Origin of the sequence: Thauera sp. WB-2, assembly GCF_027594845.1 — a bacterium.
GTDB lineage: Bacteria > Pseudomonadota > Gammaproteobacteria > Burkholderiales > Rhodocyclaceae > Thauera > Thauera mechernichensis.
In genome coordinates this window covers 2,409,870-2,426,972 of sequence record NZ_CP088935.1, presented here as the reverse complement: position 1 = coordinate 2,426,972, position 17,103 = coordinate 2,409,870, and the positions used below count along the sequence as shown (strand labels likewise).

Annotated in this window: 14 protein-coding genes and 3 tRNA genes; 9 read left to right on the top strand and 8 right to left on the bottom strand. The window is 64.2% G+C overall.

Annotation, left to right across the window (positions count from 1 at the left end; genetic code table 11):
• On the top strand, positions 1 to 975 hold the full coding sequence (locus LQF09_RS11145) for a TIGR01212 family radical SAM protein (RefSeq protein ID WP_270067977.1): 975 nt from the start codon (positions 1 to 3) through the stop codon (positions 973 to 975).
• Between the two features lie 54 nt (positions 976 to 1,029).
• Here LQF09_RS11145 and LQF09_RS11140 read toward each other — a convergent pair whose 3' ends face one another.
• The 3 genes from LQF09_RS11140 to LQF09_RS11130 form a co-directional block, all read right to left on the bottom strand.
• Positions 1,030 to 1,467, bottom strand: coding sequence for a GatB/YqeY domain-containing protein (locus LQF09_RS11140; protein WP_002929989.1), 438 nt, complete (start codon positions 1,465 to 1,467; stop codon positions 1,030 to 1,032).
• Positions 1,468 to 1,590: 123 nt separating this feature from the next.
• Positions 1,591 to 1,929, bottom strand: a complete 339-nt coding sequence (locus tag LQF09_RS11135; protein WP_002929988.1) for a hypothetical protein — start codon at positions 1,927 to 1,929, stop codon at positions 1,591 to 1,593.
• 13 nt (positions 1,930 to 1,942) lie between these two features.
• Positions 1,943 to 3,190: an NAD(P)/FAD-dependent oxidoreductase gene (locus LQF09_RS11130; RefSeq protein WP_002929987.1), complete on the bottom strand. Its 1,248-nt coding sequence runs from the start codon at positions 3,188 to 3,190 to the stop codon at positions 1,943 to 1,945.
• 309 nt (positions 3,191 to 3,499) lie between these two features.
• Between LQF09_RS11130 and LQF09_RS11125 the strand changes: the two genes are divergently transcribed.
• Positions 3,500 to 4,873, top strand: coding sequence for a sigma-54 interaction domain-containing protein (locus tag LQF09_RS11125; protein ID WP_270067976.1), 1,374 nt, complete (start codon positions 3,500 to 3,502; stop codon positions 4,871 to 4,873).
• Between the two features lie 315 nt (positions 4,874 to 5,188).
• Here the strand turns inward: LQF09_RS11125 and LQF09_RS11120 are convergent, their stop codons facing one another.
• A complete protein-coding gene (locus LQF09_RS11120) occupies positions 5,189 to 5,650 on the bottom strand; it encodes a c-type cytochrome (protein WP_270067975.1) in 462 nt (153 codons plus the stop codon).
• A 172-nt stretch (positions 5,651 to 5,822) separates the two neighbouring features.
• On the opposite strand from LQF09_RS11120, the gene LQF09_RS11115 reads away from it, so the two are divergent.
• The 6 genes from LQF09_RS11115 to LQF09_RS11090 all read left to right on the top strand — a co-directional run bounded on the left by LQF09_RS11115 (position 5,823) and on the right by LQF09_RS11090 (position 10,135).
• Complete coding sequence (locus LQF09_RS11115; protein ID WP_270067974.1) at positions 5,823 to 8,417, top strand: PEP/pyruvate-binding domain-containing protein; 2,595 nt, start codon at positions 5,823 to 5,825, stop codon at positions 8,415 to 8,417.
• Between the two features lie 107 nt (positions 8,418 to 8,524).
• Positions 8,525 to 8,986 (top strand): hypothetical protein, encoded by a 462-nt coding sequence (locus tag LQF09_RS11110; RefSeq protein WP_002929983.1) that lies wholly within the window; start codon positions 8,525 to 8,527, stop codon positions 8,984 to 8,986.
• A 98-nt stretch (positions 8,987 to 9,084) separates the two neighbouring features.
• Entirely contained in the window at positions 9,085 to 9,660 is a 576-nt protein-coding gene (pgsA, locus tag LQF09_RS11105) for a CDP-diacylglycerol--glycerol-3-phosphate 3-phosphatidyltransferase (protein WP_002929982.1), read from the top strand.
• Positions 9,661 to 9,757: 97 nt separating this feature from the next.
• Positions 9,758 to 9,833 (top strand) — tRNA-Gly (locus LQF09_RS11100).
• 81 nt (positions 9,834 to 9,914) lie between these two features.
• A tRNA-Cys gene (locus LQF09_RS11095) sits at positions 9,915 to 9,988 on the top strand.
• A 71-nt stretch (positions 9,989 to 10,059) separates the two neighbouring features.
• Positions 10,060 to 10,135, top strand: a tRNA-Gly gene (locus LQF09_RS11090).
• A gap of 159 nt (positions 10,136 to 10,294) precedes the next feature.
• On the opposite strand, the gene LQF09_RS11085 is transcribed toward LQF09_RS11090, so the two are convergent.
• The 3 genes from LQF09_RS11085 to LQF09_RS11075 all read right to left on the bottom strand — a co-directional run bounded on the left by LQF09_RS11085 (position 10,295) and on the right by LQF09_RS11075 (position 15,230).
• On the bottom strand, positions 10,295 to 11,143 hold the full coding sequence (locus LQF09_RS11085; protein WP_002929980.1) for a D-hexose-6-phosphate mutarotase: 849 nt from the start codon (positions 11,141 to 11,143) through the stop codon (positions 10,295 to 10,297).
• Positions 11,144 to 11,146: 3 nt separating this feature from the next.
• On the bottom strand, positions 11,147 to 13,834 hold the full coding sequence (locus tag LQF09_RS11080; RefSeq protein ID WP_002929979.1) for a bifunctional acetate--CoA ligase family protein/GNAT family N-acetyltransferase: 2,688 nt from the start codon (positions 13,832 to 13,834) through the stop codon (positions 11,147 to 11,149).
• A gap of 187 nt (positions 13,835 to 14,021) precedes the next feature.
• A complete protein-coding gene (locus tag LQF09_RS11075; RefSeq protein ID WP_232431619.1) occupies positions 14,022 to 15,230 on the bottom strand; it encodes a sensor histidine kinase in 1,209 nt (402 codons plus the stop codon).
• A gap of 155 nt (positions 15,231 to 15,385) precedes the next feature.
• Here LQF09_RS11075 and LQF09_RS11070 point away from each other — a divergent pair, with 155 nt between their 5' ends.
• A complete protein-coding gene (locus tag LQF09_RS11070; protein WP_270067973.1) occupies positions 15,386 to 15,958 on the top strand; it encodes a class I SAM-dependent methyltransferase in 573 nt (190 codons plus the stop codon).
• Positions 15,959 to 16,004: 46 nt separating this feature from the next.
• On the opposite strand, the gene mnmH is transcribed toward LQF09_RS11070, so the two are convergent.
• Complete coding sequence (gene mnmH / locus LQF09_RS11065) at positions 16,005 to 17,051, bottom strand: tRNA 2-selenouridine(34) synthase MnmH (protein WP_270067972.1); 1,047 nt, start codon at positions 17,049 to 17,051, stop codon at positions 16,005 to 16,007.
• Between the last annotated feature and the right edge of the window lie 52 nt (positions 17,052 to 17,103).

The window sequence follows — 17,103 nt, the reverse complement described above, 5'->3', positions numbered from 1 at the left end:
ATGCACCTCGCCGCCGCATCCGTTGCTACCGAGATCAGCTCGCCCTTCGGTGGGCGCCGCTACAACGCCTGGAATGACCATGTGAAGCGGCGCTACGGCGGGCGCGTGCAGAAGGTGTCGGTGGCCGCCGGCTTCACCTGCCCGAACCGCGACGGCACCCTGGGGCAGGGCGGCTGCACCTTTTGCAACAATGCCGGATTCACCCCCGGCTATCTCGATCGCCGCGATTCGATCCATGCGCAGATCGACACCGGGCTGCGCTTTCTGGACCGGCGCTATCCCGACAGCGTGCGTTTCATCGCCTATTTCCAGAGCTACACCAACACCTATGGTGAGTTCGAACGCTTGAAAGCGGTATATGAGGAGGCGCTCGCGCATCCGCGCATCAGCGGACTGGCGATCGGCACGCGGCCGGATTGCCTGCCGGAGGCGGTGCTCGACTACCTGGCTGAACTTGCGCGCGAGCATATCGTGGAGCTGGAGATCGGTGTCGAGTCCTGCGACGACGAGGCGCTTCGGCGGGTCAACCGCGGTCACGACTTCGCCTGCAGCGAGGACGCCATCCGCCGCGCCGCTGCGCGCGGCCTGGAGAGCACCGCCCACCTGATCCTTGGCCTGCCCGGAGAGACCCGCACGGGCATGCTCGATGCGGCGCGGCGGCTATCCGTGCTGCCGCTGGCAGCCTTGAAACTGCACCAACTGCAGCTGGTGCGCGGCACGGCGATGGCACGCGACTGGCAGCGGGATCCCGCCTCCGTACCCCTGCTGGACGAGGAGGCGTACATCGAGCTGCTGGCCGATTTCGTGGAGCGGTTGGCGCCGCACATCATGTTGCAACGCCTGGGTAGCGAGGTACCGCCTGCGCTCAAGCTTGCCCCGCAGTGGAACATGCGGCTGGCCGAACTGGCGCCACGGCTCAGCGCCGAGCTGGCGCGGCGGGGAAGCTGGCAGGGGCGCCTATACGAGGCAGCCTGATCGCAGGCTGCGGCCCCCGGCGACAGGCGGGCGCGGCGCCGGCCGGGAGCGGCGTCAGCCGAGTGCGGCCTTCACCCAGGCGTTGGCTTGCTTGGCGTCGAAGCCGCTGCCGTACTTTGCCTTCAGCGCGCCCATCACCACGCCCATCTGCTTGGGGCTGCGCTCGGCCAGACCGGCGACGGTGTCGGCGATGAAGGCCTTCACCTCCTCCTCGGTTGCCATCGGCGGCAGATAGGCGGTGAGGATGGCGGACTCCTGCTCGAGCACTGCGCGGCGGCCCGCATCCTTGATCACGCCCAGTGCTTCCTGGTTGTTCTTGAGGAACTTGCGGATCGTCTGCTGGACTTCGTCGTCGCTGCTTTCGCGGTTTCCGGCGTTCTTGCCGACCATTTCGGCTTCGCCGATGAGGGTGCTCAGCAGGGTGGCGCGCACGCCGTCGGCGGCCTTGCGTGCGAGCAGGGAATCCTTCTTGAGTTGGGCCAGAAGGCTCATTCGTTTCTCCGTGATGTTGTTCAGCCGGGGCGCCGCATCGGGGCGCCCCGCGAGCGCACGGAGTTTAGCGCAGTCGCGCCCTCGGTGCCGGGCCCAGCCTGCGTTCGGTGCCTTGCGGCTGGGTCAGGCCTGCCGGCACATCGTCGCCGCCAGCGGCCAGGCAAGTGCCGCACCGACGGCGCCGAAGGAGGCGGCATAAAGCAGCAGGTTACCCCAGTCCACCCAGTAGCTCACGTTGGCAAAGGACGATTGCGTCAGCCCGGGGGTGATCGCAAACGTGATCGCGGTGACAACGAGGCCGACCACGATCGCGGGCTTGATGGCCTTGCACCAGGCCGGCTTGCCGCGGCGGGCGGCGACCACCATGAGCACCAGCCACAGTGCGGCGGTGCCCACCACCACCGGCAGGTACATCAGCCCGAGTTCGAACAGGATATTCAGCGTCAACCAGATTTCGTACATGTCTCGTCTCCCTTCAGACCCGGCCCTTGGCGACCGCCATGTAGGCGGGCTTGAGCAGGCGATATTTCATGACCCAGGCGAAGTAGCTCTCCTGCATGGGGTCGATCATCGGTAGCGATGGGGTGAGCTTGCCGTCGTAGTCGAACTCGATGAGCATCGCCGAGCCCTCGCGCAGGATCATCGGGCACGAGGTGTAGCCGTCGAACAGCTGCGAGGGCTCGCGACCGGCGATGACGTCGATCAGGTTCTGGGTGACCATCGGCACGCTCTTCTTGACGGTGGCGGCGGTCTTGCCGCGCGGTGTGCCGTTGATGTCGCCGAGGCCGAAGACGTTCGGGTAGCGCCGATGGCGCAGGGTCTGGCGGTCGACCTCAAGCCAGCCGCCAGCGGCGAAGTTGCCCTCCTGCCAGGCGAGCGGACTGTTCTTGACCGCGTCCGGCGCACGCATGGGCGGCACGACGTGAATGAAGTCGTAGTCTTCCTCGACGCGCTGGCCATCCGGCGTGACCAGGGTGGCGCGGCGGGCGGCGATGTCGACGCCGACGAGCTTGCTGTTGAAGACCACTTCGACGTTCTGTGCAGCCCAGTCCGCCAGCACCTTGTCGTTGATCTTGGGCACGCTGAAGACGACGCCAAGGGCTGAATGGAAGGACACCTCGGACGACGCCAGCGTACCTGCCTGGCGCAGGCGGTCGACCAGCATGAAGGTCGTCTTGAGCGGCGCCCCGGCGCACTTGATCGGGGTGGCAGGCAAGGTCATCAAGGCCTTGCCGCCCTTGCGCCTGAATTCGTCCATCGCCTTCCAGGTTGCCACGGCAGCGTCCGAGCTCGGATAAACGCTGGTCAGGCCGTTGCGGCCGATCGCGTCTACGTCCATGCCCTCGATCTGGCTGTAGTCGAGGTGGACGCCAGTGGCGACGATGAGGTAATCGTAGCCGATGCGGCGGCCGCTGTCGGTGACCACGGCATTGGCGTCGGGGTCGAACTCGGCGACCATCTCCTTCACCCACTCGATGCCACGGGGCTGGAGATCGCTGTTGCGGTCGATGACCTTGTCAACCGGCCATACGCCAGTGGCGACCAAGGTGTAGCCAGGCTGGTAGTTGTGAACTTCCTTGCGGTCGACAATGGTGATGCTGGCGCCGTCCAGTTCGCGGGCGAGGCGGTTCGCCACGGCGATGCCAGCCAAGCCGCTGCCGGCGATCACGATGCGTGCGCTGGTCTTGATGCTTGCACCCGCTTTCCCTGCGGGGACGGTCAAGCCCAAGCCTGCCACAAACGGCAGGGCAGAGGCGCCGAATAGCAGCCGACGCCGTGTGCTGTCGCAAGGCCGCTCGTCGGGTTTGTCAGATGCCGTTTGTCTCATGTGTTCCTCCTTCATCTCCGTGGGGTCCAGGGACTCGAATAGTTCTAAACATGACTATATAAGGAAATACTTACTGTTAGAAGGGGTATCGGTGTCGCAGCGGGGAGGGGGCTACATGAGCTTGCGCGCCTTCGATCGTGATCATTGACCGTCAGGGCACGCAGCCGGCAGACTTTCGGCAGACATCTGCCATTGGTGACAGTCATGCCACACGATTCGCGCCCGCTGCCTGAGCTGGTCTCATTTCTGGAGACGCTGCCTGAACCGCACATTCTGTGCGACCGTGATTACCGCATCATTGCCGCCAACGAGGCTTACCGGCGTTCATGCGCGGATGGTGCCAGCGTCGTGGGGCGGACCTGCTACGAGGTTTCTCACCGCTACAGCGTACCCTGTGACCGTGCTGGCGAGTCCTGCCCGCTGGCGCGCAGCCTGAGTTCTGGGCAGCGCGAGCGCGTGTTGCACCTTCATCACACGCCGCGCGGAGAGGAGTACGTCAACATTGAACTTTCGCCGGTGCGCGACGCCGGTGGTGAGATTGCCTGGTTCATCGAGAAGATGGAGCCAATGCATGTTGCGCGCGGCGTTTCTGATCATCGCGGCCTGATCGGCCGCTCGGCCGCGTTCCAACGCATGCTGGAGCTCATTGCGCGGGTTGCGCCTTCTGACGCCAGTGTGCTGCTACAGGGCGAGTCGGGTACGGGCAAGGAGCTCCTTGCCAGCGCGGTTCATGAGGCGAGTCGGCGCGCCGACCGTCCCTTCGTGGTGGTCGATTGTTCCGGCCTGCCAGAGACCTTGTTCGAGAGTGAGGTCTTCGGCCACGAACGCGGGGCGTTCACCGGTGCCAGCGCACGCAAGCCCGGCCTGGTTGAGGCGGCGAGTGGTGGGACACTTTTCCTGGACGAGGTCGGCGACATTCCCCTCGGCATGCAGGTGAAGCTGCTACGCCTGCTCGAGACCGGCACCTATCGTCGTGTCGGCTCCACCGAATTGCGCCGGGCCGATATTCGCTTGGTGTCGGCAACGCACAGGCCGCTCAAGCGCATGATCGTGGAGGGCGGCTTCCGTCAGGATCTGTATTTCCGCATCAACACCTTCCCGATTCGGGTTCCGGCGCTGCGCGAGCGCGAAGGGGATCTGCCGCTGCTGATCGCGTCATTGCTCGAGCGCGTGGCACCTAACCGCCGTCTGGCGCTCTCTGCGGCCGCGTTGCAGGCACTTGCGCGCTACCCCTTTCCGGGCAACGTGCGAGAACTGCGCAACGTGCTCGAGCGGGCCAGCCTGATGTGCGACGGCGAAACCATCGGGCTCGAGCACCTGGCAGAGGATCTACTGTATCCGGAGGTGGACCTGGATCTGACTGGGGCAGGGGCCTCGGATCGCGAATCCGCTATCGAGCCTACGGCGCCCGTGCTGGATCTGCTCGAAGTTCAGCGCCAGGCGCTACTGCGGGCGGTGCGCAGCCACCGCGGCAGCCGTCGTGAGCTTGCAGCACGCCTCGGAATAAGCGAGCGCACCCTGTATCGACGGCTCAAGGAACTGGGTCTGGTTGATCATGGAGCAGCCACGCTCGCGTGAGGCACGCAGGAGGTTGCCGCTGCCAGATGCTGCCACTTCTGTCATTGGTGGCGGTAGATCTGCAGATTTAGGCAGTGCTGTGTCAGCTCAAACGAGCCGGTCGATCGTGCAAGTGTTTGAATCGAAAGAATTCAAAGTTTTGGCATGATGCTTGCTTTTAAGTGACCTGCGAAGCGGGGCCGCATCGTGAAAACTGTACGATCGTCCCCCTCAGCGATCCACCCCCGGCAGTGTCGCCACGACTGAATCCGCGGGCCCGCTTCGCCTTTTCCCTCGCGCTCGCTTCGCCGTGGCAGCCTTCGTGCGCTGGTGGTGTCAGCGGCGGAAGTCGTTGTGGCAGGCCTTGCAACTGTTCTGAACCGCCTCGTATGCGCTGCGGGCGTCGGCCTGGGTGCGGCGCTCGGCCGCTGCCAGCAAGGCATCCGTTGCTTCAAAGAAACGCACTCGCTTGGCTTCGAACTCGTCTGGCTTCTGCCACACGGCGGCTTTGGCCTTGGTTGGCGGGTAGTTCGTGTCCGCGCCGAAGTGTGCCCAGGGCTGGTCGCGCAGGGTGTTCAACTGCTGCGCGAGGCGCGCGAATGCGTCGGCGTCGAAGCGCTCGGTACGCAGCATCGTGCCCATCGGCTCGAAGGTCCGCAGCATCGCCTTGAAGGCTTCCTGGCGCTTGGTAACGGGCTGGTCCGGGTGGGTATCCTCGACCTTCTGCGAACACGCCGTCAGGCTCAGCGCAAACAGGGCAGTCAGGGCAATGCGGGCGGTCGGTTTCATACGGAGCATCGGTTCGATCCTTAGTGGGGCGCGCAGTATACGCGCTTGTCTGGGCTAGTCCGGCGGGAGGTGTCTGCAGCCGTGGGCTGGACAAAGGAATACCATCGCGTCTGGGTCTGTCCACGCCGGATGAAGTTCCCTTCTTCGCGCCGGCTTCTCTTACTCGCTGCCGGGGGGCCTCATGACGCCGCACCCTGTTTCCCAGTCCGCCGAGTTCACTCCCACCACCGGCCTGAGCTCACTCGATGCCGTCATCAGTGGGGTGGCGCGTGGTGACAACATCGTCTGGCAGGTCCAGTCGCTCGACGACTACCAGGCGCTGGTGATGCCCTATGCGTATGCCGCGCGGGCGCAGTGTCGGCGTCTGGTCTATTTTCGCTTCGCGTCCCATCGCGCCTTGCTCGATGCAGGGAGCGGGGCGGAGATTCACTATCCGCAGCCCGCGGCGGGTTTCGACGCCTTCGTCGATCAGGTGCACTCGGTGATCGAGGCGGCCGGACCCGAGACGATGTACATCTTCGATTGCCTGTCGGAACTGGCAGATGCCTGGCAGTCTGATCGCATGATGGGCAATTTCTTCAGACTTACCTGCCCGCGCCTGTTCGATCTGGATACAGTGACCTACTTCGCCGTGCTGCGGCACCGCCATGCACGCGCGGGCATGGGCATGATCACCGAAACCACGCAGTACCTGCTCGACGTCTTCCGTTGCCGCGACCGGCTCTATGTTCGGCCGATCAAGGTGCAGCACCGTTCCGCGGCGGTGATGAACCTGATCCACGCCTGGGACGCGGGCGACCATTTCCGTCCAGTAGCCGACAGCGGCACCGTCGCTGAGATCCTCGCCGGGTCGGGCTGGCCGGGGCTCGAGGACGAGCAGATCCGAAGCCACTGGCAGCATTTGTTCGACGCTGCGCGCACACTCGTCGCCCTGCGCGAAGCCGGTGTGCCGGACACAGCCGCAGAGGCCGAAGCGTTCGCACGTCTTGCGTGCATGCTGTTTCCCGACGAACCAGGTCTGCAGGGGCTGATCGCGCGCTACCTTGGCCTCGAGGATCTGATCGCCGTCCGCGCGCGCATGATTGGTATCGGTACGATCGGCGGCAAGGCCGCGGGCATGCTGGTTGCGCGCGCGGTGCTGCGCCGCGATGCCCCCGCGCTGCACGCGCGAATGGAGGCGCACGACTCCTTCTATGTCGGCACCGAGGTGTTCGACACCTTCTTCGTCAGCAATGGGCTGTGGTGGGTGCGGCGGCGCCAGCGCGAGGATGCGGGCTTCCTGCAGGGGCTGGACGGCGAGCAGGGTGCGCGCCAGCGCATCCTGAAGGGGACTTTCCCGGATAGCACCTTGCGCCAGTTCGAGGCCATGCTGGACTACTTCGGCGAGTGGCCTTTCATCGTGCGCTCCAGCTCGCGCCTTGAAGACCGCTATGGCAATGCCTTCGCGGGACAGTACGACAGCGTGTTCTGCGTCAATCAGGGTACGCGCGAACGGCGGCTCGCCGATCTGCTCGACGCGGTGAGGGCTGTCTATGCGAGCAGCCTGTCCGAGCAGGCACTGCGCTACCGCAAGCGCCGCGGCCTGCTCGACGAACACGAGCAGATGGCCTTGCTGATCATGCGCGTCTCGGGAACGGCCGGCGGCCGTTACTTCCATCCGCACGCGGCAGGGGTGGGGCTGTCGGTCAATCCCTATCCATGGAACCCGCAGATCGACATGAGGGCAGGCGTGGTAAGGCTGGTTGCAGGCTTGGGTACGCGTGCAGTGGATCGCTCGGATGACGACTATACCCGGCTGGTGGCGCTGAACGCGCCGGAGCTCCGCCCGGAGACAAACTTCGGCGCGATCGCCCGCCATGCACAAAGGCGCATGGATACGCTCGATCTCGAGCGCAATGCCGTCGTCTCGGGTGTCTTTGCCGACCTGGTCAGGGGCCAGGAAGGGTTCCCCTTCGATCTGTTCACAACCCGCGAGGAACCGGGGCGTCCGCCTTTCCTGACCTTTGATGGTCTGATTGCACGCACGCCCTTTGTCGCTGATCTGCGAGCGCTGCTGGCAACGCTGCATGCCGCTTATGCACATCCCGTGGAGACAGAGTTCGCCCTCAATGTGCTCGCCGATGGCAGCTACCGTGTCAACCTGCTCCAGTGCCGGCCGATGCAGGTCCGCAGTGTAGAAGGAGTGGCCGATGCGGAGCCTCCGGCGGAGGCAGAGCAACTTGTGTGCGCCCGTGGTGCGGTGATCGGCCCGAGTCGAGTCATCCAGCCGGATTGGGTCATTCACGTCAGGCCCGCCGCGTTCGGGGTACTCAACCAGTCGCAGCGCCTTGCCGTCACGCGGGTGATCGGCCGGCTCAATGGGCTTGCAGCAGGACGCTGCGTACTGATGCTGGGCCCCGGGCGCTGGGGATCACGCGATCCGTTTCTCGGCATACCGGTGCTGTTCTCGGAGATCAACCACATCGCCGCACTGTGCGAGATCGTGGCCATGCACGACAAACTGATCCCCGATGTCTCACTCGGGACGCACTTCCTGAACGAGCTCATCGAAGGCGACCTGCTGTACTTCGCCCTGTTCCCCAGGCTGGAGGGCAACATGCTCGATGAGGCGCGGTTGCTCGATCGACCCAACGTCCTGCCCCAGCTGCTGCCTGACGATGCCGGCTGGGCGGATGTGATCCACGTCGGGCAGTGGGCACACGGTAGCTTGCTGCTGTACGCCGATGCGCTCAAGCAGCGTGTTGCGGTGGTGCGAGCGCAGCCGCCGCTACCGTGAATATCGAGTATCGCCTCATGCGGCTGAATGAACTTGATCCAGTTCAAGCAGTACGGCGGACGAAGTCGATAGCATGGACGCAATTCTATTCCTCCTGGAGAGTCAGCATGCAGTTCCTACCCATGCTTGCAGTGGTGGTCGGCCTCGGGTTTGCGGGGCCTGCGCCGGTATACGCGGATTCCGACTCGCGTGCGGCGCCGCGCCTGAGTACCCCGGCCGACGAGATTCCCCGTCCGGCCGATGAGCGCCTGCGCGCCGGCATGCTTGATCTGCGCGCTCTGCTCGCACAGGGCATGGAGGGCGGGCAGCCAGTCGCGGAAGCGGACTACGTCGCACTGGCCGCAAAGATCGAACAGCAGGTGCAGGCCATCAGTGCGGGACGTGACTTTCACAACAGGGCAGGCCGTCATCTCCAGTGGCTGCTCGGCGACATTACCGATGGCGTGCAGTTGATGCGCGATGCGCCGCGCGCGCCGGCCAAGCGGCTGGGATTGATGCGAGTGGTTGAAACACTCAACTACTACGGGCGTGAATACGACCACCCTGGCTGGGAGCCGCTCAAGCCTTGATGCCTGCCCGGCGATCCAGGTGACCCCGTCCGGGGCATCGGCTTGAGTGGGGCTGATATACTGCGCGTCCCCTTTCCTCATGCGAAACGCCCCCCGGCATGCCGCTCAACATCCCAAACGCGCTGACCTGGGCGCGCATCGTTCTCATCCCGGTCTTCGTCGGCGTCTTCTATTTGTCCGACGGGGCGTTGTCGGTCGAGACCAAGAACCTGATCGCCACGATCATCTTCGTGGTTGCCGCCGTCACAGACTGGTTCGACGGCTACCTTGCCCGCGCCCTTGGGCAGACCTCGGCTTTCGGTGCCTTTCTCGATCCGGTTGCGGACAAGCTGATGGTGGCGGCGGCGTTGATCCTCCTTGTGCAACTGTCGCGCGTAGATGCGCTTATTGCAGTGGTCATCATCGGCCGCGAAATAACGATCTCGGCACTGCGCGAGTGGATGGCAAGGGTTGGGCAATCGGCAAGTGTTGCCGTGGCCTTTGTCGGCAAACTCAAGACTGCGGCGCAGATGGCGGCGATCCCCATGCTGCTGTTCAATGCCCCAGTGCTTGGCATCGACATGGTGCTGGTTGGTACCATCCTCATCTATGTCGCAGCAGGCCTCACCCTGTGGTCGATGGGTTACTACTTGCACCGGGCGATGCCTTTGTTGCTTGATAAGGGCGGTGACTGAGTGTTGCGTTACGCCAGTGAATGCAACGAACACGAACTAATTTTGTGATTGCGGTTGACGAATTAAAAAACTTGCCTATAATGGCGGTCTTTCCCGAGCGGGAATAGCTCAGTTGGTAGAGCGCAACCTTGCCAAGGTTGAGGTCGCGAGTTCGAGACTCGTTTCCCGCTCCAAGTATTCGTAGGCCAAGCGCTTTGCTTGGTCTGGAAGGCGGCTCCGGGCTGAGGCCAGGGGCAGCCGGCCAAAATGGTCGTGGCGCGATGGCAGAGTGGTTATGCAGCGGCCTGCAAAGCCGTGTACCCCGGTTCGATTCCGAGTCGCGCCTCCAGTAGTAAAAAGTAGTTTTGTAGTGTTGCGATGTGGTTGCAAAGTTGCTATAATTTGCGCCCTGTCGTTAAAGCGGGAATAGCTCAGTTGGTAGAGCGCAACCTTGCCAAGGTTGAGGTCGCGAGTTCGAGACTCGTTTCCCGCTCCAGATATCCTTGTGCGTCGTTGATTCAGCGACGCACAAATGCAAAAAGAGGCTCAGGCCTCTTTTTGCATTTGTGCGTTCACTTTGGCGGCCTGCGCATTCTCGTGGCCGCTCGTCCGGGGCTTGAGGGGCGCCGCCATTGTGGATGGCGCCCCGCGCTGATCAGAGCGCGACCAGGGTCTGCCTGCCGAGCCAGATCTTGCCCGCAGGCAGCGTCACCGGGGCGACTGCCGCTGCGGCCTCGACGCAAAGCATGCGGCGGAAGCCGTCGTTCGGCATGTCGGGAAGCGCCGCACTGCGCTCCTCCCAGGGGTTCCATACCACGACATCGGGGAAGCCTTCGGTGTTGATGCCCAGGCTGCGGTCATACTCACGCAGCAGCAAGGGGCGCTTGACGTCGCGATAGATACGATCGACCTCGCCTTCGACCAGCACAACGTCGCCACTTTCCCGCACCACCTGCCCGTCAGCGTTCATGTCGTGGAACATGTGGCCGTGCAGCCCCTCCAGGCGGGATTCTTCGACCTCGCGCACTGCGAGGTAGGTGTGTAGCGCTGCGGTGAACTCGAAGGCCGCATCGCCGGTATTCTCGATCTCGATCTCGATGTCCAGGCGGCTGTCTTCAACCAGGATGCCCAACTCGACGTGGAATGCGTGCGGCCACAGCGCTCGGCTGGCAACATCATCGCGCAAGCCGAGCGTAACGAGGGCAAAGTCGTCATCGCTGCGTTCGGTCTCTACCTGCCATATGGCATTGCGTGCAAAACCGTGGCGTGGCAGCGCGCCTTGCGTGGCAAACTGAGGAAAGCATACGGGTATGCCGCCACGGATCGGCGTGTGGCCATCCAGGACCGCCGTGGGGCTCAGGTAGATGCGCTCGCCGCCGCCTGGTGGTGTCCATGACAGGACCTGGCCGCCAAACAGGCTGACGACCGCGCGGGCGCCTGCACGCGTGCTCAGGCTCAGCGCGGGCAGACCATGAAAGTCGATGTGCTCGATGCCGGCTTTCATCGTTCAGTCCTGAAGCGGCAGTACGCCGAGCTTGACCGAACTGTCCTCAGGGTCGTTGCTGAGCACGAAGCCAAGCTTCTGCACGAACTTGAGCATGCGTTCGTTATTGGCGAGGAAGACGCCATTCATGTACTGGATGCCTCGGCTGCGTGCGGTCTCGATGAGCACACCCATCAACTTGCGAGCCAGGCCGCGGTGCTGCCAGTCATCGGCGACCACCACGGCAAACTCGCAGGATTCGCCATCCGGGTTGACCGCGTAGCGGCACACACCGATTTCCTTCTCGACGCCTTCGACCATCAGCGTGGCGACGAAGGCCATCTCGCGGTCGTAGTCGATCTGTGTCAGGCGCGCAACCATCGCCGGCGGCAGCTCCCGCATCGTGTTCATGAAGCGGTAGTACTTGGTCTCGGCCGATAGACCGCGCACGAACTCGACTTCGAGTTCGGCATCCTCGGGCTTGATCGGGCGGATGGTCACCGTCGTCCCGTCCGGCACGGTCCAGGTGCTGATGAGGTGCGACGGGTAGGGGTGGATCGCCATGTGGTCATAGCGATCCGCCGTCGGCGATACGTTTTCCACGCTGATGCTGGCGTCGACCGCCACCACACCGTTCTCATCGACGATGAGCGGGTTGATCTCCATCTCTGTGATCCACGGCAATTCGCAGACCATCTCCGATACGCGCAGCAGCACGAGTTCGAGCGCATCCATGTCCACTGCAGGCATGTTGCGGAACTCGCCCAGGCGTGACGCGATGCGCGTGGAGCGGATCATGTCGCGGACCAGGAAGCTGTTGAGCGGGGGCAGGGCCACTGCGATGTCGCGGTTGGCTTCCACCAGGTTGCCGCCCTCGCCAAAGCTGATCGCGGGGCCGAACACGGGGTCGCGCTTGACGCCAACCACCAGTTCGCGGCCGTTGCGTTTCTGGATCATCGGTTCGATCGCGATGCCGTTGATCACCGCTTCGGGCTGTGCGCGCTTCACTTCGTCCAGGATCTCCTGGTAAGTCGAGCGCACCGCAGCCAGGCTGCGGATGTTCAGGCGTACGCCGCCGACGTCCGACTTGTGCTTGACGTTTGGCGAATCGATCTTCATGACCACTGGTAGCCCGATCTCGGCCGACAGCACCATGGCCTCGGCCGCCGAGCGCGCGACCACGGTCTGCGCGATGGGGATGCGGAAGGCGGCGAGCAGCGCCTTCGACTCCATCTCGTTCAGCTTCTTGCGGCGCTCGTTGAGCGCCATCTCGATGACCAGGCGTGCGCTCTCGATCGACGGTGCGGGCAGGTCCGACAGCGAGGACGGCGTCTGCATCAGCAATTTCTGGTTCTGGTAGTAGGCCGAGATGTGACTGAACAGCTCGACCGCCGGCTCGGGAGTGCGGAAGTGCGGGATGCCCGCCGCGCTGAACTTCTGGCGTGCCTCGCCGACGAGGTCCTCGCCCATCCAGCATGCGACAACAGGCTTGTCTGCGGTTTTTTCCAGTTCGATGATGACCTCGGCCACGCCCGTCGGGTTGCTCATTGCCTGTGGGGTCAGCATGACCAGCACGCCATCGACGTTGGGGCCTTCGAGTACTGCCTTGAGCGCCTTGCCGTAGCGCTCCGGGTCGGCGTCGCCAAGGATGTCCACCGGGTTGCCACGCGACCAGCTCGCAGGCAGCGCTGCATTGAGCTTCTCCATCGTGCCTTCGGAGAACTGGGACAGCGGGATGCCGATGTCGAGCGCGCGGTCGGCCGCCATCACGCCGGGGCCACCGCCGTTGGTGATGATCGCCAGACGGTTGCCGCGCGGGCGGAAGTGCGAGAACAGGGCATTGGCGGCGGCGAAGAGCTGGCCGAGGTTGTACAGGCGGATGACACCGGCGCGACGAAGTGCCGCGTCGAAGATGGCGTCGTCACCGATGGGGGCGCCGGTGTGTGACAGGATGGCGTTCGACGCCTCGGGGTGGCGGCCAGCCTTGATCAGCAGCACAGGTTTCACTCGCGCCGCGCCGCGCAGGGCGCTCATGAAGCGGCGTGGGTCGCGGATGCCCTCGACGTAGAGAAAGATGCTCTCGGTACGCGGGTCCGAGATCATGTACTCGAGCACCTCGCCGAAATCGATGTCCGAGGAAGACCCCAGGGAGACGACCGACGAGAAACCGACGTTGTTCGGCTTTGCCCAGTCGAGAATCGCCGCGCATAGCGCACCCGATTGCGAGATCAGGCCAATGCTGCCCTTGAGTGCGCTGGCATGGGCAAAGGTGGCATTGACGCCGAGTTGCGGGCGCATCACGCCCAGACAGTTGGGGCCAAGCAGACGGATTTTGTGACGTTGAGCAGCATCGATCACCTGGCGTTCGAGCAGTGCGCCGCGCGGTCCGGCCTCGGAGAAGCCTGCCGACAGGATGATTACCGCTTTGGCGCCGGCCCGCCCACAGCTCTCCATGATTGCGGGCGCCTTCTCGGCACGCACCGCAATTACGACGAGATCGAGTCGTTGCGGCACGTCCTCCACCGATTTGTAGCAGGCAACCCCATGCACTTTGTCGTGCTTGGGGTTGATCGCGAACAGTTTGCCCTTGTAGCCGGCTTCGAGCATGTTGCGCATCAGCACGCTGCCGAGCGACGCCTCGCGTTCGCTGGCGCCGATGATGCCTACCGAGCGTGGCTCCAGCAGCGGTGTCAGGTAGTGTTTCTCTTTCATGATGGAAACCTGGGGATGGAATAGGGGGAGAGGTCAGGGTCTGGTGTGCGGCATCCGCTCCGAGGGCGCGGCAAGGCGCGTCAGCCTGGAGTCTGCGGGCATTATACTGCGGTGCACAAAAGTCGCTTCGTCGGCTTGTTGCTTTTTGCGAACTGGTTCCGTTTTAGCCCGCATTGCCTCGATTCACTCAATGGCTCAGGGTGAAATGGAAGCGCGCTCCCTCGCCTGGGCGGGACTCCACCCAAATCCGGCCATCATGACGAGTGACGATGCGCTTGACCGTGGCAAGGCCGATGCCCGTTCCGGGGAACGATTCCGTGGTGTGCAGGCGGGAGAAGGGTTCGAAGAGCCGGTTCGCATAGCGCATGTCGAGCCCGGCACCGTTATCCTCGACACAGTACACCGTGCGTGTACCCTCCTGGCGAGCAAGAAAGGCAATGCGCGGCATACGGGTGTCGCGTGTGAACTTCCAGGCGTTGCGGAGCAGGTTGTCGAGCATGACGTGCATCAGTCCAGGGTCTGCATTCACGCTCAGATCCCGGGTGATCTCGACTTCGACCCTGCGTTCCGGGTCCTCGGCATGGAGCTCCTGAATGACCGATTCGGCCAGTGCCGACAGGTCAACCTGCTGGCGCTTGAGTGGCTGGCGAGCCACCGTTGCCAGCCCGATCAGTGCATCGATGAGGATGGCCATGCGCTCGGCGGCCTTGCGGATGCGCCCAAGCTGCTCGCGCTGGTGCGCCTCGAGCCGGTCAGCGGCGTCCTCGTAAAGGATGCGGGCAAAACCGTCGATCGCTCGCAACGGTGCGCGCAGGTCGTGCGACACGGAGTAGGAGAAGGCTTCCAGCTCACGGTTCGCGGCCTCGAGCTCGGCGGTTCGCGCTCGCACCCGGGCTTCGAGTTCGAGGTTGAGGTTGCGCAGGGTCATCTCCGCGATCTTGCGCGCAGAGATGTCATCCAGGGTGCCGGCTATCCAGCTCGGCGATCCGCTGCCCGCACTCGGCCGGCGTGCATTGATCGCGATCCAGCGGATCTCGCCGCCGTGGGTGCGCAGCCGCAGCTCGTCGGCCCATTCCTGGCGCTGGCCGTCGAGCAGTTCGGCGAATGCCGCACGCGCCCGCTGGCAATCGTCCGGGTGCAGGAAGTCGGCGAGCGGGCGGCAGAGGCTTTGTTCGATCGCGAAGCCGGATAGCACCTTCCAGAAGTCGTTGAGAAAGGTCAGCTGACCGATATTGTCGGTGCGGAACAGCACCTGCTTCACCGACTGCAGCATCTCGAGCCAGTGTGCGCTGTCGTCCGCTGGCGCTGAGATTCCAGTAATGGGCGGGCGAGCTGGGGCCGGCGACTCGGTGGGGGCCTCGGGGGGCGATTCGCGGTCTTGCGGTCGGGCAGTCACGGAAGCACGATCGTGGTAGGCAGGGGTGCCCCGGGCATGCGCTCGTGGGCGACTTCCTGTATATCACAGATCGACTTCGCGCCACCGGTACCGGATCAACAGCGCATAGAATTGCGTCCGGTCAACGCGCACGACAACCCCGGCAGGACCAAGACATGTCTCTCTCCACCTCGAACACTCACGCCCATCCCGGCCTTGCGCTCCCGTCGCCCTGGGTGCTGCGTTTTGCCCCACTGATCCCCGCCGGTTCGCGTGTGCTCGACTACGCCTGCGGCAATGGTCGCCATGCGCGCTGGCTGGCAAGCGCGGGCTACGAGGTGGCTGCTGTCGATCGCGATTCCCTTGCGCTGGAGGCCTTGCGGGACATCCCCGGCATCCGGACGCGCGTACTCGACCTGGAGGGGGCCGACTGGCCGCTGGCCGGCGAGCGCTATCGGGGGGTGGTCGTGACCAATTATCTGTACCGACCGCGCTTTGCGGACATGCTTGCTCTGCTGGGGCAAGGCGACGTCCTGATCTATGAAACCTTCATGGCGGGCAACGAGCGCTTCGGCAAACCGTCGCGGGCCGACTTCCTGCTCCAACCCATGGAGCTCATCGACCGTCTCGAGGGCGACTGGACCTTGGTTGCCTTTGAACAGGGCGAAGTGCAGGGCGCACGCCCCGCAGTGGTTCAGCGCATATGTGCGATCCGCGGTAAGGTCGAGCCGCAGCTGCCTGCGGCCTGAACATGGGCTCGGGCCCCGGCGTCCGATCCGAAGCCGTGCCCCATGTTCAGCCGAGCTCCAGGATGCGCCGGGCCAGTGTGTGTATTCCGGCCGGGCTCAGGTCGTCGGTGTGCAGGCTGGGGGCGTCCGCGTAGCGCAGGTAGTTGCCGTTCTGCGAGCGGCGGTAGAGCGGGTCGTAGTGCAGGTCCATGAGTTCGCCGAACAGCGCCGGCAGGGCATGCGCGTCGGCGAGTGCATGCCAGCGTGCCAGTGTGTCGCGGCTCTGCAGTTCGCGCAGCCTTTGCAGGCTGCGTTGCAGGCCGGCCACGTCGTCGCCCAGGTAGGCATAGTCGCGGATGAGGAACTCGAGGCGGGCGTCCCGCGTCGCGTCGATCATGATGCAAGGCGCGGCACGCATGCGCATGATCAGCGGCTCGGGTACGAACACCATGCCGATCCTGCGGCTCTCGGCTTCGATGTACACCGGGCGTGCCAGGTTCAGCGTGACGAGTTGAGCATGCAGCATCGTCTCAAAGTGCTTCTGCGCAGGCTGCGGGCGGTTGGGCAGGGCGCCCAGTACCGATCCTTTGTGGGCAGCGAGATCTTCCAGATCTAGTGTTTGCGCGCCAAGCGTGGCAAGGGCCTCGAGTACGCGTGTCTTGGCGCTGCCGGTGGGGCCGCAGACGACGCGCAGATCGAGCCCTGGCGCAATCTGCTCGATACCGGCGATGACGTGGTGGCGAAAGGCCTTGTAGCCCCCCTGAAGCTGGCAGGCATCCCAGCCCACCATGCGCAGCCAGGTGGTGAATGAGCCGCTGCGCTGGCCACCGCGCCAGCAGTAGATGAGCGGGCGCCAGCTACGCGGCTTGTCGCATAGTGCGGTTTGTAGATGATGCGCGATGTTGGCGGCCACCATCGCACCGCCGACACGCCGCGCTTCGAAAGCGGATTGCTGCTTGTACATCGTACCGACGATGATGCGTTGCTCGTTGTCGAGCACCGGCAGGTTGACTGCGCCGGGCAGGTGGTCCTCTGCAAACTCGGCCGGCGTGCGGGCGTCGATGATCTCGTCAAACCCGGACAGCTGTGCTACGGTCGCGACGCCTTTTTGCATGGTTGATGCGGCTCCATCCGGTGCGCGCACCGGCCTGCCGTCACTCCTCACT

Coding starts and splice junctions, on each gene's coding strand:
- LQF09_RS11145 (WP_270067977.1), top strand. CDS start 1: ATGCACCTCGCCGCCGCATCCGTTGCTACCGAGATCAGCTCGCCCTTC.
- LQF09_RS11140 (WP_002929989.1), bottom strand. CDS start 1,467: ATGAGCCTTCTGGCCCAACTCAAGAAGGATTCCCTGCTCGCACGCAAG.
- LQF09_RS11135 (WP_002929988.1), bottom strand. CDS start 1,929: ATGTACGAAATCTGGTTGACGCTGAATATCCTGTTCGAACTCGGGCTG.
- LQF09_RS11125 (WP_270067976.1), top strand. CDS start 3,500: ATGCCACACGATTCGCGCCCGCTGCCTGAGCTGGTCTCATTTCTGGAG.
- LQF09_RS11120 (WP_270067975.1), bottom strand. CDS start 5,650: ATGCTCCGTATGAAACCGACCGCCCGCATTGCCCTGACTGCCCTGTTT.
- LQF09_RS11115 (WP_270067974.1), top strand. CDS start 5,823: ATGACGCCGCACCCTGTTTCCCAGTCCGCCGAGTTCACTCCCACCACC.
- LQF09_RS11110 (WP_002929983.1), top strand. CDS start 8,525: ATGCAGTTCCTACCCATGCTTGCAGTGGTGGTCGGCCTCGGGTTTGCG.
- pgsA (WP_002929982.1), top strand. CDS start 9,085: ATGCCGCTCAACATCCCAAACGCGCTGACCTGGGCGCGCATCGTTCTC.
- LQF09_RS11085 (WP_002929980.1), bottom strand. CDS start 11,143: ATGAAAGCCGGCATCGAGCACATCGACTTTCATGGTCTGCCCGCGCTG.
- LQF09_RS11080 (WP_002929979.1), bottom strand. CDS start 13,834: ATGAAAGAGAAACACTACCTGACACCGCTGCTGGAGCCACGCTCGGTA.
- LQF09_RS11070 (WP_270067973.1), top strand. CDS start 15,386: ATGTCTCTCTCCACCTCGAACACTCACGCCCATCCCGGCCTTGCGCTC.
- mnmH (WP_270067972.1), bottom strand. CDS start 17,051: ATGCAAAAAGGCGTCGCGACCGTAGCACAGCTGTCCGGGTTTGACGAG.